We start from the raw sequence: 16,849 nt of genomic DNA on the forward strand, positions 1-16,849 counted from the left end.
TTTTTTCTGGTTGGATGTGGGAGCCATAAATTTATAGATTTAAGAGCTTGCTATTTGCATTTTTTATCTGCTGCATAGTGGATATCGCTATTTTTAAAGCATCACGGCCCATTTCACCGGTTACTTCCGGGGAGGTTCGATTTTGGACGGATTTAACAAAGGAAATCAGTTCATCATTCAAGGCATCCCCCTGCTGGAATGATATATTTTCAACTTCCATACCTGGTATCAGTCCTTTTTTATTAGAGCCGGTTTTCCTGATAATGGTAATTTTATAATTTGAAAAATCAACCGAAATATACGCATCTTTTTGAAAAAGCCTTATTTTTCGCTCATTTTTTATTGAAATTCTGCTGGCCGTAATATTGGCAACACATCCATTTTTAAATTCCAGGCGTGCGTTCGCAATATCCACATGCTCTGAAATAACAGGCACACCGGATGCATGAATCGACTTTATTTCCGATCTGACAAAGTTGGATATTAAATCTATATCATGAATCATGAGGTCCAGCACAACGCTGACATCTATACCCCGTTCCTTGTAAAAACTGAGGCGATGTGATTCAATAAACATCGGTTTTTTTATAATGTTGCGCAAGGCAACTACTGCCGGATTAAAACGTTCCAGATGACCGACCTGTATAATAAGTCCTTTTTCTTCAGCTAAATCAATAAGTCTGTCCGCATCCGCAATAGATGTTGTGATAGGTTTTTCAATCATCACATCAATGCCGTTTTCAAGGAAATCCTTTGCAACCTTATAGTGCTCCGGTGTTGAAGCCACAATGCTGGCGGCATCAATTTTATTCACAAGATCTTTATGGTTCAAAAATGAGAGGGTATTAAATTCGGCCGCTATATTATCGGCTCTGGATTTGTCAATATCAACCACACCAACAAGGTCGACGTTTTCCATGTTTGCATATTTTTCTGTATGAAACTTGCCGAGATACCCCACCCCGACAACACCTATTCGCAGTTTTTTCATTTTTTCTCCATGGCGATTATTGAAATCTTGTACTGGTTGGCAAAATCAACCATCTCTTGCTTGTCAAACACAATCGCCTTGCCGGCCTCTATTACAAGGGTTTTTGCTCCGGCGGCATGCATGGTTTCTATTGTTTGGGCGCCAATGGCCGGGACATCGAACCTGGTGTCCTGATAAGGCTTGCAAACCTTTACTACTACAGCATCTCCCTTTCCTAATTCACCGCCTCTTTTTATTGTGGCATCAGTTCCGTCAACAGCCTCCACTGCCATAATGGAACCGGCGGCCACAACAACGCATTGCCCTATGTCGAACCTGCCGATCTCTTTTGCTATCTTCCATCCTATTTCAATATCTTTTTTTTCGGTTTTGGATGGTTTCCGCCTTGTCCAGATACCGGCCTCCGCTAATAGTTCAGGGATAAGAAATGTGGAGGGACGAATCTTTATGCCTTCTTTTTCAATTGCTTCCGCAAAAGCGCTCAAAATTCCGTCATCATGGGTATGTTTCATGCGGGCAATAATTGAAATAGCTTTTGTGTCGGGCCGTACGTCTGTAAAAATCCTGGTTTTTCTGATAGCGCCGATAATAACGGCTTCCCGGACGCTGTTTTTTTTAAAAAATTTTATAAGCCGTTTAATCTGTCCCAGGTGGAGCCACTCAATTCCGTCCACAAGCTCTTCCAGGACCGGATCAGCCTCTTTTAGATAAGCTGCAGCATAAACGGAATATCCTTTTGCCTTGGCAGCTTTTGAAAAGATGATTGGAAACTGACCGCTCCCCGCAATAATTCCTATTTTCATTACCTGGTAATACCACGCTCGGATGATTTGATGAAATCGATGAACCTGACAACTTCAGGAATTTGTTCCACTTCAACCAGAACCTTCTCAATGGCTTCTTTTAAAGGAAAACCCTGGCGGAATGTCATTTGGTATGCCTTTTTCATTATTCCCAATGTCTCTTCAGAAAACCCATGACGTTTCAGCCCGATTTTATTGAAGCCATACAGCTTTGCCCTGTCGCCGCCTACTATTACATATGGAGGTATATCCTTGGTTATCGCAGACGTGCCGCTGATATAGGCATAATCACCTATTTTTACAAACTGGTGTATTGCAGCCAGACCTCCGATTGTGACATAATCGCCTATGGTTATATGGCCTGCCAGGGTGGCTACATTGGCCATAACAACATTTCTGCCGGTTTTGCAGTCATGCGCCACATGGGCATATGCCATAATAAAATTTTCTTCTCCTACTTCAGTAATGCCGCCGCCAAAGCCTGTGCCGCGGTTTATAGTTACAAATTCGCGCACAACTGTTCCGCGGCCGATCTTTACCCAGGTCTCTTCTCCTTCAAATTTCAGGGCCTGGGGCTCTGCTCCTATAGACGCATACTGAAAGATACGGCAGTCAGAACCTATTTCCGTGTATGAATCTATAACAACGTGGGGACCTATAATGGTTCCCGCACCGATGATAACATTTTCTTTTATAATGGAATATGGACCTATTGTTACGTTTAAACCGATTTTCGTTTTTGAGTCGATAATTGCTGTTGCATGTATCATTTTTTGTATCCCAAAGTGGCTAAAAGCTCGGCTTCCGCCGCTATTTTATTGTTTACGCTTGCAAATCCTTTCATCCTGAAGGTCGTTTTTCTTTGACGCAGAATTTCCACATCTAATATCAACTGATCCCCGGGGAGAACCGGTTTCCTGAATTTTACCTTGTCGACCCCCATGAAATACATAAGCATTTGACCTTTTTCTTTTGAGGTGGATTTGAGACCGAGTACTCCCCCTGCCTGGGCCATGGCTTCTAATATCAGCACGCCCGGCATGATAGGCTCCACGGGAAAATGACCCTGGAAAAAAGGTTCATTTATGGTCACATTTTTTAATGCCTTGATTGTCTTTCCTTTTTCGAGTTCAAGGATTCTGTCAACGAGCAGAAAGGGATACCTATGCGGGAGTGAATTCATAATTTCCAGAATATCATATGTTTCATCCATTTTTTTCTCCACCGTCAGTTTTTCTCAATCTTTTTGAGTCTCTTTTCAATATCAATCAGCTTCTTTTTCAGTTCCGGCAATTTTGGTAGTATATTGTGAACCTTTAACCACAGCCTGTGAGGCATTTCAGGCGCTCCCGATACAATAGAACCATCAGGCACCGGTTTTGCTATTCCGGCCTTGGGACCGATGGTTACATTATCTCCAATTTTCAGATGTCCGGCCAGACCGGCCTGTCCGGCCAGAATGGCGTTTTTACCTATGGTTGTGCTCCCTGATATTCCAACCTGGGCAACTATAACAGAATTTTCACCGATAACGACATTATGGGCGATATGAACCATATTATCGGTTTTAACCCCCTGTTTTATTAGCGTTTCTCCAAAAGTACCGCGGTCGATAGTGTTGCCGGCGCCTATTTCCACGTCATCTTCTATTCTGGCAATGCCGGTATGGGTAATTTTATGATACTTTACGCCGTCAGGGGCAAAACCGAATCCATCACTCCCTATTATAGAGCCGGCATGGATTATGATCCTGCTGCCAATTCTGCAGCGATCATAAATAGTTACATTCGGATAAATTTTGACATCATCGCCGATGGTAACATCATCACCTATAACTACGCCTGGGTGCAGGATGACCCTGTCTCCTAAAGTAACGTTTTTTCCTATAACGGCAAAAGGGCCTATCAATGTGTCAAGGCCGCATTTCAAATTTTCTCCTATCCGTGCATCCGCACTGATCCCTTTGTTGTTTTTGGTAAAATAACCGGGATTGGAAGGAGGATAAAAAAGCGATAGTATTTTGGTAAATGCAACATTGGGATTATCTACCAAAACAAGTTCTTTTTCCGATGCCTGAAATTTTTTGGGGACAATGACAGCCCCCGCACGGGTCTGGTCAATCTTTTTTAAAAGCTTAGGATTACCGGCAAATGTTATTTCGTTAGTTTGTGCGTTTTCAAAGGGGGCTGCTCCACAAATAATTTTTGAAGGATCACCCTGGATTTCGCCGCCTATTAATCCGGCTATATCTTTGATAGATATTTTCATTTATTTACTTTTTTTAATGTTTTCTTTGGCGGTTTGATCGTTGTATATTTTTATTATTTTATCTGTTATTTCAATTGAATCAGGTGAATATAAAACACCGGCAGTATTTTTTTCAACTATAAGAAGGTACCCTTCTTTTTTTCCTATATCCTTTGCAAGCTTAACAATATCTTTCTGAATCTTCAAAACAAGCTTGCTGTTGGTTTCATTAAGTTCTGTTTTGTATTTTTTTTCAAGCGATTTGAAGTCATTTACTTTTATTCTGAATTCCCGTTCTTTTTCATCGCGCACCTCCTTACTCATTACAAGGCTTTCACGATCGAATTTTTTTTTCATTTCCTCGATTTCAGCGCCTTTTGTTTTAAGGGTTTTCTCCATTTTTTTGCCCTTCTCATTGATCTTGGCTTGAGCTGCTTTGCCGGCGCTTGAGTTTTGGATAATTTTTTGAAAATCGACTACACCAATCTTGGCCACATCGGCAGCTTCAGAAGAAACGGCAAGAAAGAAGAAAAGAAAACTTACGAAAATTATTATCCTGTTTTGCATAGTAAATCCTCCGTTAATTAATTTAGAAGGCTGAACCCATCGAGAATTCAAAGCCTCCGCTGCTTTCACCCTCTTTGGGGTGGATTACTTTTCCGTATTCTATACGTATCGGGCCCATGGGAGAGTTCCATCTGAAACCGAAACCGGCGCTTTTACGTAAACTGCCCAGCCGGATAGGTTCGCCGTTATCATATAAATCGCCTGTGTCAAAAAAGAGCAGCCCGATAATTCCGGCATTGCCGAATAAAGGGAAGCGAAGCTCAAAATTGAACTGCACAAATTTAGTACCACCTATTTCCGACTCTTGACCAAAAGAATTCGTTGTTTTGGGGCTTAAGTCCTCCCAGTCAAAACCTCGCAGGGAATTGATTCCGCCTAGATAAAAACGCTCATAGTCCGGCAAATCTCCCCCGGTATTTCTCCATACAAAACCGGATTTACCATGTAAAAAGTATATAACTTTCCAGAATCCCGGTATATACCACCCTGTTTCAAGGCTGACTTTTGTAAATCCGATATTTCCTCCCAGCCCAGCGTACTGTATCTTGACACCATTCTCGGCTCCTTCCTGGGGGTTAAAGGTACTGTCCCTTGAATCGTATTTAATGCCTATGCTTACGCTGCTGGTAGTATTTTTCCCTTGAAGGTCCCACAGGGAATCCGAGGCATCATATTCTAAATCCTGGATATCTACAAGACTGAAAGAATAACCAAATGAAGCCCGGGTAAAATCGAAGATGGGATAACTTATTGTGAATCCGCCGCCTTGGGTATCTGTATCGTATGTATCATAGTTTTTTTCCCAATTATATAGATCTATACCGGCCGACAAGGGTATATCAAAAAGCCACGGCTCGGTAAAATTTAAGATAAAGGCGGTGGTCCTTGAACCAAACTGCGCTTCCATAGACAGACGCTGGCCCTTGCCTAAAAAATTTCTTTGGGTAATGGAGCCGGTTGCAAAAACATTTTCTACGGTACTGAAGCCTCCGCCAAAAGTAAAGGAACCAGTCGGCTTTTCCGAGACATTGATGTCAAGGATCATCAGGTCGTTGTCGCTTCCTTTTTCCGTATTTACTTTAACTTCTTCAAAATACTCCAGCCTTTTCAGGTTGCGGATACCACGTTTCAGCCGATTTCCACTGTAAAGACCTCGCTCAACGACCGGCAGTTCACGGCGTATTACCTTGTCCCTGGTTTTATTATTGCCGGTAATATTGATCCTTTCAAAATAGACGAGTTGCCCCTTTTCTACAATAAATGTGATATTGACGATCAATTCATCCATATTTTTGCTAATTCGGGGTGATATTTCTGCATAAGCATAACCTGCGTCGTTATAGATATCTGTTAATGCCAATATATCATCGCGTATCACACTGCGGTTATAATATGTCTCTTGAGTAATTTTTAAAACCGCGATGAGTTTCTCTTTTGGCAGTATGAGATCTCCATCCATATCAACTTTCCCAACTTTAAACCGCAAGCCTTCATTGATTTTGAATATGATATAAATACCATCCTCTTCAAATGTTACAAGAGGCTCTCCGACCCTGGCCTGGATATATCCATTGTTATGATAAAAACTCTGAAGCCTGGCAACGTCCTGTTCCAGCTGATTCTCGTCAATGTTACCTGAACCTGTTAAGAATGAAAAAAATCCTTTTTTTTTGGTTTTGATTATTTTTTTTAATTGCTTTGCTTTATATATGTCATTTCCCTGGAATGTAATTTTTCTGATTAATACTTTTTTGCCCTCGTCTACTATTAATTCCAGCTCGGCCTGGTTTTGTTTCAAAGGATGAATTTTATATGTTATTTTAACGTTGTAATAATGCTTTTCCTTGTAAAGCACCTCAACTCTGGCTATGTCGCTACGGATTTGAAAAATGTTCAGGATAGAACCGATTTTCAGGCTCAAATTTTCCTTTATCTTCTCATCTTTAAAAACCAGGTTGCCGGTAATAGTAATTTTTTTAACAGTCGGTTTTTCTTTTAAATTGAATATTATAATTTTTCCATCAGCACTTTCTTCGGATTCTATGCGAATATCTTCAAAATATCCCATCGCATAAATAGTCCTCAGGTCTTTTGTCAGACTTTTGGTAAGATATATATCACCGGGTTTAGTGGCAATTACTCTTTTTACGGCATCTGTTTCTATGCGCTCGTTGCCTTTTACGAGTACCTGGGCGACTTTTTCTTTTTTAAACAGTTTCAGGCTGATATCGCCGGCAAGCTTTTCGACTGTTACGGGCAGGTTTTCTATGCCTTCTCCCCCTGCGGAAAAACTGCTTAAAGGCGTTTCACCGTATAAATCCATCATTTTTGCGGATAGGGAGAACTTTTGATCCGAGCCTGTAAAACTTCCCCAGACCACAAAATCGGCTCCGTATTTTATGCCTGCTTTTCTTATTTCATCTATGAGATCAAAATCATCTCCAGGGGAATAATCTATGGCTCCGGGCTTAACATCCGGTTCTATCATAATAGCGCCATCCTGTTTAAGATGGGCACTTATTACTTTAGAAATTTCACTGGTTAAATATAAAAGTTCTTCACCGGCTTCAATTTCAAAAGGAAGAACAGCAACACGAACCGATTCCACGGAATATGAGGTGGCGGCAGAAAAGCAGATAATTACGATGACTATTAAAGCAAGCTGCTTTATCATAAAAATTTCTATATATTAAAGTCTCATGTGGCTATCCGAAAGCTGTCCATCTATAATAGTAACAACCTTGGACATGAATGAGGCGAGCTCGGAATTATGGGTCACAATAACCAGCGCCATTTCCAGTTCCCGGTTCAGTTCCATCAGCATCGAGTAAATCAGTTGACTGTTTTGCCTGTCAAGATTACCGGTCGGCTCATCAGCCAAAAGAATTTCAGGTTTGAGGACAAGAGCCCTTGCCAGCGCAACTCTCTGCTGCTCACCGCCTGAAAGTTTACCTGAAGTGTGAAAGAGCCTGTCTTTAAGTCCAACCCGTAATAGGACATCTTCTGCTAACCGGTTGGCTGTTTTTTTATCCAGCCCATTGATAATGGCCGGCATCATTACATTTTCAATAGCCGTGAATTCAGATAAAAGATGATGAAACTGAAAGACGAATCCTATGGATCTGTTTCTGAATTCAGCAAGATTCGTATCATTAAAGAGTAAAACATCGTTTCCTTGAAACAGAAGCGCGCCACTGTCCGGACGATCAAGAGTGCCTATTATATGCAGGAAAGTCGATTTTCCTATTCCCGATGAACCGACTACAGCGATTGTTTCTCCCTTGCTAATGTTAAAATCGACATCTTTTAAAATAGTTATAGATGATCCGCTGTTGTTGTAACTTTTGCACAGATTGCGCGCGCTTATTAAAGCATCATCTTTTTTCCGGTGTCGGTTACAGCTGCTATCCATAACGGATAGCCTCAACAGGATTCTGTTTTGACGCCTGTTTTGCCGGATAGAGTGTCGATAAAAAAGAGATTACCAGGGAAGCTGCTGCTATCATAAGGACATCGAAAGGGGCAAGCTGAACAGGAAGGGTTGTAAAATAATATACATCGCCCGGAAGTTCGATGAATTTATAATGTTTAAGCGCCAGACAACCGGCAGTTCCCAGTATAATTCCCGACATGGTCCCGATTGCGCCTATGATCATTCCATGCAGCACAAAAATTTTTTTAATGCTTTTATCTGTTGCGCCCATTGCTTTTAAAATCGCAATATCCTTTCTCTTGCCCATAACCATCATAATCAGGGTGCTTGAAATGTTAAAAGCCGCAACAAGAACGATTAACGACAAAATGATAAACATGGCTTTTTTTTCGAGTTTCAGAGCCGAAAAAAGGTTATGGTTCATCTGCATCCAATCCCTCGCCCAGAATGAGTCATCAGGATATTTGCTGTTAAGATTTTGAACAATTTTTTTGGCCATATTTCCAGCGTCATAGATATCTTTGACCCGGATACCGATTCCTGAAACAGCATCACCCATGCGCATAATCTTCTGAGCTTCACTGAGGTGAATATAGGCCAGGGAGGAATCATATTCATACATGCCGGAGTTGAAAAGGCCGTTGACCCGAAACAGCTTCATCAGCGGTATGTGTCCTATCGGTGAAAGCATACCTTTGGGTGATATAAGGTAAACAGCATTACCCTCCATAACCCCAAGGATTCTGGCAAGATCTTTGCCTAATATTATACCGGGCTTGAAACCGGCTTTATCTTCCATGGAACCTGTTGTTAAACATTTTCGCAAGGCTGGTTTGCTAAAATTTTTTATCTCCCTGCTTTTCGATTCCGGATCTATCCCTCTTACGACTGCTCCTGATACTCCGGATGAGGATCGCAGCATAATCTGAGTATATACATAGGGTGAAGCTGTTTCTACACCGTCAATATTTTTTAACTCAGAGAGTATTTTCCTGAAATCTGTAAAGGGACGGCCATGGCGCATTAATAAAACGTGTGATTCGACTCCCAGGATCCTGGACCTGAAATCTGATTCCGCGCCTGTCATAACGGCAATCACTATAACAAGCGCCATTACTCCGATTGTAATACCGACCATGGAAAGTATGGTAATGAGAGAAATGAAAGCCTGTTTATGCTTGGTTCTGAGATAACGGCTGCAAATAAAAAATTCAAAGGGCATAAGTTATGTGTTATTAACCGATTATCGTTATTTTCTTGCTATAGGTTTTAAGATAATGATTTTGGGAAGGCCAGAGGGAGAAAGGCGTATGATAATACTCCGACGACCGATAACGCACCCAAAATCTTTATCTTAAAGCCTATAGCGGCTTCATGTGCGGAAAAAGAATTACTTCACGAATTGAAGGTGAATCCGTGAGAAGCATGGTCAGCCTGTCAATCCCAATCCCTTCACCGGCTGTCGGGGGCATGCCGTATTCCAGGGCTTCAATATAGTCAGAATCCATATGGTGAGCTTCCTGGTCACCGGCTTCCCTTTCTGCAACCTGCTGCATAAAACGATTCTTCTGATCTTCGGGATCATTAAGCTCCGAAAAGCCGTTGGCAATTTCATATCCGGCGATAAACAGCTCAAAGCGATCTGTAATATCCCGGTTTTTATCATTTTTTCTTGCAAGGGGTGATATTTCAACAGGATAACCGGTAATAAATGTCGGCTGAATCAATTGAGGTTCCACCAGAACGTCAAAGAGTTTTGTTATAATCTTGCCTATACTTCCCGCTTTTGAAATAGTTATGCCCTTAGAATGCGCATATTCGGTTAATCGCTCCCTGTTTTTTAAAATATCCGGATCGATACCACCAATTTCTTCCAGTGCCTTGAACAGAGTTATTCTGCGCCACTTTCCACTGAAATCAATAATATTGCCCTGGTATTCGATTTTTGTTGCTCCGGTTACATACAAAGCAATATTTGAGAACATCTCTTCAGTTAAATCCATCAAGTCTTCATAGGTGGAATAAGCCTGGTAGAATTCAAGCATTGTAAATTCAGGATTATGCCTGGTCGAGACCCCTTCATTTCTAAAATTTCTGTTTATTTCAAAAACGCGTTCAAATCCCGCCACCACCAAGCGTTTCAGGTACAACTCCGGAGCGATGCGTAGAAAAAGATCTATTCCCAAAGCATTATGATGCGTCACAAAAGGTTCGGCTTCGGCTCCTCCTGGAAGGGGCTGCATCATGGGCGTTTCAACTTCAAGGAAATCTCGTTTCAGAAGATATGAACGAACAGATTCGATTATACGTGATCTTTTTACAAAAATATCCCGTACATCGGCATTCATTAGCAGATCAATGTAGCGTTGGCGGTAACGTTTTTCAGGATCTTTCAGACCGTGAAATTTTTCAGGCAAAGGCCTCAGGGCTTTACTGAGCAGTTTTAATGCCGTAGCCAGAATGGTCCACTCGCCTGTTTTTGTTTTAAAGACCCATCCTTCTAAACCAATAAAATCACCGATATCGAGTTTTTTGAAAAGATCGTAAGTCTCTGCTCCAACCTTGTCTTTTCTGACGTAAGCCTGCATCTGACCTGTGCGGTCCCGAAACCTTATAAAGGCCGATTTGCCGAAGCTGTTGATCGCCATCATGCGACCTGCCGTAACAAAAACAGGTCCCGAATCATCGATTGAGTCGGGGTTTGCATCTATATGCTTCCTGATGTCGATTATGTCATGTACCACATTAAAATCATTTGGAAAAAGGTCGATACCCTTTTTTTGAATTTCCAGCAGTTTTTCCTTGCGCTGCTCTATAATCGTATTGGTTTTATTCATATTTATTAGTTTATCTGCAAAAATATATTATTTGTTTGGTTTTGTATTTTAATCAACCGTTAACCGTCAATCGGGAACGGCTACAAAATATTGTCAAATCAGAATAAATGGCAAACTCTTTTGCTAACTTATTCGCAGATATGTGTCAAGGGTAAGTTGTCGGGGCGCAGGGCTATTACATCAAAATTTGGCATGATTTGTGATTTTAAATAAATCAATAGGTTACAAATACAACTTCAAAAACAAGCACTGATAAGCAGCCATCTGTATTGCGTAACTATTTGATTTTTAAGGGTCTAAATTTTTAACGCAATTGCCCTAAACGTGTCGGTCTCCTGCGCCAAAAGCTTCAACATAATTTCTATAGAGTCAAAACTGGGGTGTCTAAATCCCCATAATTAGCTTGCTCAGGATTTGGCCCCCCCCCTTCAGAATATAAGTTATGTATGTCAATTTGCTCCATTTATAAACAAAGCATTAACATGTTGATAATACCCATTATTTATATTTGAATGTGGTTAAACAAATGCTTATTAAGCTGCGGCACGGTTATTATATTCGGCATTATTGGGCGCATAAGGTTGTTTTGTAAACTTATTTACGGGCCCACCTAATTGTTCAAAATTTGCTGTAATATCAGTTACATCTTTTGATTTTTCATCATTTTTTGGCACCGGTAGAAGAGTTAAACCACAGTCAAACTCAGTTGACAAACTATCTGTAAGGCTTCCGGGGGTTGGTAAAATTTTTCGGCGCTGCCGAGTTAAAGACAACAACTTATTTTCAACTTCCTGTTGTTCCTTTACTGTAACGCCCATTGCCATCCGAACGGATTCTCTATTCACAGATCCGCAAAAAGCCGGTAAACGAAGTGCAATTCGGTTTGCATCTTTTACTTCTCCTGTACCATGTGTTTTACCAAGTCCAAACAGGGATTCAATATTATCAGAACAAATAGGCATTCCAGTATTGCCCATGCCCAATGATTCAGCGACTATTAATTGTTTTTCCATCCAGGTAATAAAACCGATACGTACTTGAGAGCTTTGAGGGATATTTTTTAAAAGTTCTTTGCACTCTTTGTAGGTTTTCATATTCAAGCCTTGAGCTTTAAGAATTTCCCGGCTTTTTAAAAGAGGAGATGCATCACGAAGAAATCGCTTGATAAACTGTTTATATTCAGGAAGTTTACCAAGATAATTCCTAAGTTTTGAAACTACAGAGCCCTTTGAAACTCGCCCCCGTGGTGAGTGCTTAAGAACCATTTCAGCCCATTTCACCATTCGATGAATATTCATGAATCGTAACCGTTCACGGGTATAAATGCCCCCTTTAAATATTGGAATGGCAGGAAATGGTTGGGCCTATGAATAAACGGTATATAGTATCGCTGTCTTCAAGGATGAAAAAATTTTAGGGATATACTACTACGCCTACCGATTCATCTTTGATGAGGATGTTGGATTATAAAGAGACAAAAAAAGAAATTCTTGCATTTGATCACTACTTAGGAAATCTCGTTCTCATTTCATGATCAGTGTAAGAATAAGCGCATCACCTATGATTGTCCTCTGCGAAATATACACGGAATATTCGAAATCAGTGGCCAGTCGATCACGCAGTGGCGGAATGTCAAATCAACTCCAGGTTTTTTAATAGACTGATTCCGAGGGATTCCTATCGTAAATTCACTATGAGGTATCAGGTATAAGGGATGGGGCGGGATCATTCTTGAAGTACGCCTTAACTGCTTCCAATATAAAATTGAATGCTGATCGGCCTTGTAATGCGCATGTTGCAATTACAGTCCATAACCGTTCGCAACTTTTTCGTCCTTTGATACTGCGTGTACCGTGAGTTACGTAACGATCTATTACGATAAATCGGATTGCCTGTTCTGCCACATTGTTGGTAGGGCCTATTTCGGGAGTTGTGATAAATTCAAAATATTCTTTACCATGCTTGCGGAATCGGTTGGCCATATTTTTGGCTTCCCGTTTTTCTTCTTTACCGTCTTTATTCAGTCGACTCGGAACATCCTCCAAGGCTGCTGTAATAATTCTTGCCTTAGCCTTTTCAAGAGCATTGGTGAAGTCTTCCGGGATTATATTGTCACGATCATGAATAACCTTGAACATATTTCGGACTTCATCCAGAAGTTTTTCGCCATATGCTTTTGTTTCTTTATCTGGCAAAGTTGTTAAAAACCGGATGTCCCGAATCAAGTGGGCGATACAAAACTGTATAGTAACGTTAAAATCCTTCATATACTTGCGATACGCCGAAAAATAATCACAACCCAGTACTCCGTTGAACTCTTTACCCAAAACATCAATTAAAATTTTTGATCCACGGGACTTGTCGATTTTGAACAGCACATACATTTCAGCCTTGAAAACCCATGTCCAAAACTTGTCTTTGTTTTCCTTATGGCCGGTTTCATCGACATTTACTGCTTCCTCGAAAGGTAAACGATTGAGCAATTCACTGTATGGCGCTTCCAGGGACTGACTTACTTTTTCAATTACTTTTCGCAGATATCCACGGGAAACATTTTCTCCAAGGACGTCTCGGATAAATTTTCTGATTGTGGAAAACGATGCATGACAGACATTTTTCATATAGGCAACCAAGGCTGTCAAGCGCTCTTTGAAGAGCCCTTCCTTGACTATATTAGCAGGAAAAGGCATGTAATGAATTTGCTGACATTTCTCGCACCATACCGGATACGAACGATGTTCTTCTTTGATTATCGGCAGCTCCGGCAGTTCCATTTGTTGGATAATACGAGGAGGCGCATCAATTATATGAACTTCCCCATCGCATACAGGGCAAACAGTTAGTATGTATGGATGAGTTTTGTTTATCTCATCCTCGGTGAAGGGAGTACGAAGATGCCTCTCATGTCCGGGTTGGCCTCCGATCTTACGATTTCCTTCTTTTTGATTTTTTGGCTTTGTGATCTCATCAGAAGAAGGGCGTTTGCTGGAATTAGATGAGTTTTTTGAAAGCTTGGCAACCTTGACCTCCAAAGCCTTTATCTGCTCTTCCTGAAATTCAATAGTATTGCTTAAATCACACAGGATTTTGACCGTAACTTTCAGCCCGGCATTATACAAAGCCAATGCTTCATCATGCGTCATGACATAACTCCCTGCGAAAGTTTTTAGTCAAGGGATAAACATAAACAGCCTTTTTGGAAAGTAGTGGTTGCTTTGATTTGCTGAGCTTGCCCTGACCGGTTGTCTGCCCCACACAGATCCAATTATCCGCTTTATAACAGGTACCGCGGTAGCGCTCTGTGTCAACAAAGGTTTCAAGCAGATAAACCGGATGATGATATAAAGTTTTCCAATCTTGTAACAAGCGATGACGGTTCAATGCCAATAAATATGATGCCAAACAAGGGACTTGAACCCATGGCAGGATCAAAAAACGGAGATTGTTGGCGATTAGATGAAGATTGTTCTCTCTAATCTTTTTGCTCCAGCCAATGAAACGATCTCGTGCTCCAATATACCATGGCGCTGACCCCCATGCCAAACACGCAATAGGGCGATTATGAGAAAATGCAATATATTTGAGATGCTCCCCAACTGGTTGAGTATAACCAAGATAATGGTACTCACTTACAAGACCATTGAATATCTTCTCAAAAGAAGTTCTGCGAACCTGGTCAAGTTTTATAGGAAACAGGTCTTCGACAGAACAATGAACAGGAGTTTTATCGACTATTACCCAGGATGTTTTTTTTCGCTTTGCAAGAGGGTTGGGAGGGGTACATTTTCGGGCAGGCAGTTTAATAAAACCCTTTGATTCCAAAAGAAGCAGCAGGCTTCGGCAGATCATATCTTTAAGAACACCATTAGACTGTCTCCAGTTCCATTCCCTGCAGACTTCTTGAGAAATGAAGCGTCTGCTTTTGTCAGGATGTGATTCAATAATCCGCCTGACGGTCGCTATATTTTGCCTGGTGACTGATCGCCTCCGATATGTTATGACTGATTCCATTCCTGACACTATAAACCATCAGGCACTGGAACGCAAAATTTTTCTTAAAAAAATTTGCGGTTAGATATTAAATTTTAAACTCAAAACGATTATTGCCCGTGAACGGTTACAAATTTTTTTTACACCGAAAACACCTGGCCAGATTGGTGTTCGGATTAATCGCTGTCTGAAATTCATTGCACACAGGGCACAGATGAAATGCCGGTGGCTATTACCAGAAATATTACGGCTCGATCATTCTTCAAAGTACTGGACCTGGTAAACAAGAACCTCCAGACCGCTATTTTTCCAGGCATCGGCAGGAAGACCGGCCTTCATGCACAGGTGGGCCAGAAACTCCTCCGGTTTTGGCAGCTGTTTCCAGACCTGGGGCAGAAAAGTTGCGCCGGCCGGCCCTTTGCGGAGAATTACACCATCCACATTTACTTTAAGTTTTTTTATCAGATCAGCGCCGTTTTTGTATTCTACAGGCTTTGGTTCTGAAAGGATGCTTATTTCAATTTCAATTTTTTTCAGCTCGTCTTTCAGCAGGGCAGGAAAACGCGGATCGTGGAATGCAGCGTTGACTGCATTTTTACGTACTCCGTCTTTCACGGAATCCGAATCGGAAATATTGCCTATACATCCTCTCAATCCGCCGTCAATATTCAGTGTGACAAAAGTTCCCCTGTGTATTTTGAATTGACTATCCCTTAAAGCTGCAGCAAGCTGATCGGCTCTGTTTTTGTCGACCTTGATACCGAGTTTTTTCATTATGGTCTGCCTGGCAAGATCTAACAGGATCCGGCCATGTTTTTCATTTAATTCACTGGATATGTTTTTCATAAGAGATTCTCCATAAAAGGCTATAGCGGCATATCCGACTACTCTGGAGCGGCCGCCGGCAGTGTCGCCGCTGTTTGAATAATGCAGCAAAACAGGCTGCCAGTTATGATGCAGCGCCATTTTTATCAGGACCGTAACCGGTATTTTGCCGCACGCGGAATTATCTTTTTTTAACAGTTTTTCATAATCAAGCGCTAATATCTTATCGATAGTATCCTTATCCCTTTTAACAGCCTCCTCATATGGGAGATAATGGGAAAAATCCGAACTGGCAATAACCAGGGTCTTTTCATCAAGGAGCTTTTCAACAGCCTGCGTTAATTTATCGATATCACAGGGACCTGTTACAATCGGTATGATTGTAAAATTTTTCAGATAAAATTGCAAAAACGGAAGGATAACCTCAATAGAATGCTCAGCTCTGTCCGAAGCTATAATCGTCCTGAATAGTTCCGGTTGTTTAAGAAGTCTTTTCGCGTCTGCATGCAGTTTTATCAGGCCAAGAGGGGTTTTTATATGCATCGGCATCTCCAACTGCGCAATTTGAAAAGCCGATTCTGTGATCCGGCCCCAGCAGAATGATCTTTGTAAAGTTTTTGCCGGAAAGGGCCTGCGAAGCATGGGCGGCGGTTAATCCTGAGTATATATAACCTGCATGGGGGAGGATGAGAGCCTTAAAAGGTTTGCCTGCGGGAAGACGGATATGGTTTTTTTTCGCCTCTTGAGTAAGCCGCTCTAATAATCGACTTAATTCAGCCTGATCGGCCGGATAAAAACTTCCTGCATAGGCTGGCTTTCGGATACCGCCGGCCTGTGCATCGCCGGCTGTTGAGCCGCGAGAATCGCAGGCACTGAATGAAAAAGGCGGTTTTTTTTCATTCAGTGTCGAGAATCGCAGTCGGCTCGAACGCCCTTGATAGGTGGAGCGTGAGCGGAACCTGTCAAGGACGTTCGAGGAACTCGACAGCCGGCGATAAGTTGACCGTGTGCGTAGCGTAGCGGAGCTCACGGTCAACTTATCACCGGCATATATATAAAACACCGGCATTAATGTGAGAAGCACCGCAAATATTAAATTTTTGACCAGGCATCTCATAATAGGTTCCTCCTATTATTTATGAGAAATCCGGAATTA

The 16,849-nt window shown here is 41.5% G+C and carries 15 protein-coding genes; all 15 read right to left on the minus strand.

The window, feature by feature from the left end; genetic code table 11:
• Nucleotides 1-31: 31 nt before the first annotated feature.
• Nucleotides 32-991 carry a Gfo/Idh/MocA family protein gene (locus BuS5_RS15310; protein WP_027354554.1) on the minus strand — a complete coding sequence of 320 codons (960 nt, stop codon included), beginning with the start codon at nucleotides 989-991 and terminating at the stop codon, nucleotides 32-34.
• A complete protein-coding gene (locus tag BuS5_RS15315) occupies nucleotides 988-1,794 on the minus strand; it encodes an LpxI family protein (RefSeq protein WP_027354553.1) in 807 nt (268 codons plus the stop codon). The genes BuS5_RS15310 and BuS5_RS15315 overlap by 4 nt, the downstream gene beginning before the upstream one ends.
• Nucleotides 1,794-2,564, minus strand: a complete 771-nt coding sequence (lpxA, locus tag BuS5_RS15320; protein WP_027354552.1) for an acyl-ACP--UDP-N-acetylglucosamine O-acyltransferase — start codon at nucleotides 2,562-2,564, stop codon at nucleotides 1,794-1,796. Before lpxA ends, BuS5_RS15315 begins: the two co-directional genes overlap by 1 nt.
• A complete protein-coding gene (fabZ, locus tag BuS5_RS15325; RefSeq protein ID WP_027354551.1) occupies nucleotides 2,561-3,007 on the minus strand; it encodes a 3-hydroxyacyl-ACP dehydratase FabZ in 447 nt (148 codons plus the stop codon). Before fabZ ends, lpxA begins: the two co-directional genes overlap by 4 nt.
• A gap of 14 nt (nucleotides 3,008-3,021) precedes the next feature.
• Complete coding sequence (lpxD, locus tag BuS5_RS15330; protein WP_027354550.1) at nucleotides 3,022-4,062, minus strand: UDP-3-O-(3-hydroxymyristoyl)glucosamine N-acyltransferase; 1,041 nt, start codon at nucleotides 4,060-4,062, stop codon at nucleotides 3,022-3,024.
• Nucleotides 4,063-4,608 (minus strand): OmpH family outer membrane protein, encoded by a 546-nt coding sequence (locus BuS5_RS15335; RefSeq protein WP_035265915.1) that lies wholly within the window; start codon nucleotides 4,606-4,608, stop codon nucleotides 4,063-4,065.
• Nucleotides 4,609-4,630: 22 nt separating this feature from the next.
• Nucleotides 4,631-7,282 carry an outer membrane protein assembly factor BamA gene (bamA, locus tag BuS5_RS15340; protein ID WP_035265914.1) on the minus strand — a complete coding sequence of 884 codons (2,652 nt, stop codon included), beginning with the start codon at nucleotides 7,280-7,282 and terminating at the stop codon, nucleotides 4,631-4,633.
• A 15-nt stretch (nucleotides 7,283-7,297) separates the two neighbouring features.
• A complete protein-coding gene (locus tag BuS5_RS15345) occupies nucleotides 7,298-8,020 on the minus strand; it encodes an ABC transporter ATP-binding protein (RefSeq protein ID WP_051375014.1) in 723 nt (240 codons plus the stop codon).
• Nucleotides 8,013-9,263 (minus strand): lipoprotein-releasing ABC transporter permease subunit, encoded by a 1,251-nt coding sequence (locus tag BuS5_RS15350; RefSeq protein ID WP_027354546.1) that lies wholly within the window; start codon nucleotides 9,261-9,263, stop codon nucleotides 8,013-8,015. The genes BuS5_RS15345 and BuS5_RS15350 overlap by 8 nt, the downstream gene beginning before the upstream one ends.
• A 139-nt stretch (nucleotides 9,264-9,402) precedes the next feature.
• Nucleotides 9,403-10,878: a lysine--tRNA ligase gene (gene lysS / locus BuS5_RS15355; RefSeq protein WP_027354545.1), complete on the minus strand. Its 1,476-nt coding sequence runs from the start codon at nucleotides 10,876-10,878 to the stop codon at nucleotides 9,403-9,405.
• A 533-nt stretch (nucleotides 10,879-11,411) separates the two neighbouring features.
• Nucleotides 11,412-12,176 carry a hypothetical protein gene (locus BuS5_RS15360; RefSeq protein WP_274427792.1) on the minus strand — a complete coding sequence of 255 codons (765 nt, stop codon included), beginning with the start codon at nucleotides 12,174-12,176 and terminating at the stop codon, nucleotides 11,412-11,414.
• 393 nt (nucleotides 12,177-12,569) lie between these two features.
• Nucleotides 12,570-14,021, minus strand: coding sequence for an IS66 family transposase (gene tnpC / locus BuS5_RS15365; RefSeq protein WP_274427794.1), 1,452 nt, complete (start codon nucleotides 14,019-14,021; stop codon nucleotides 12,570-12,572).
• The gene (locus BuS5_RS15370; RefSeq protein ID WP_274427795.1) at nucleotides 14,011-14,889 is read right to left on the minus strand and encodes a DUF4338 domain-containing protein; all 879 of its coding nucleotides are present in this window, start codon (nucleotides 14,887-14,889) and stop codon (nucleotides 14,011-14,013) included. The genes tnpC and BuS5_RS15370 overlap by 11 nt, the downstream gene beginning before the upstream one ends.
• A gap of 234 nt (nucleotides 14,890-15,123) precedes the next feature.
• Entirely contained in the window at nucleotides 15,124-16,236 is a 1,113-nt protein-coding gene (gene amrA, locus BuS5_RS15375) for an AmmeMemoRadiSam system protein A (RefSeq protein WP_051374922.1), read from the minus strand.
• Nucleotides 16,175-16,810 carry an AmmeMemoRadiSam system protein B gene (gene amrB / locus BuS5_RS15380; RefSeq protein WP_051374923.1) on the minus strand — a complete coding sequence of 212 codons (636 nt, stop codon included), beginning with the start codon at nucleotides 16,808-16,810 and terminating at the stop codon, nucleotides 16,175-16,177. The genes amrA and amrB overlap by 62 nt, the downstream gene beginning before the upstream one ends.
• Between the last annotated feature and the right edge of the window lie 39 nt (nucleotides 16,811-16,849).

The sequence above is a fragment of the Desulfosarcina sp. BuS5 genome, from assembly GCF_028752835.1.
Taxonomy (GTDB): domain Bacteria; phylum Desulfobacterota; class Desulfobacteria; order Desulfobacterales; family BuS5; genus BuS5.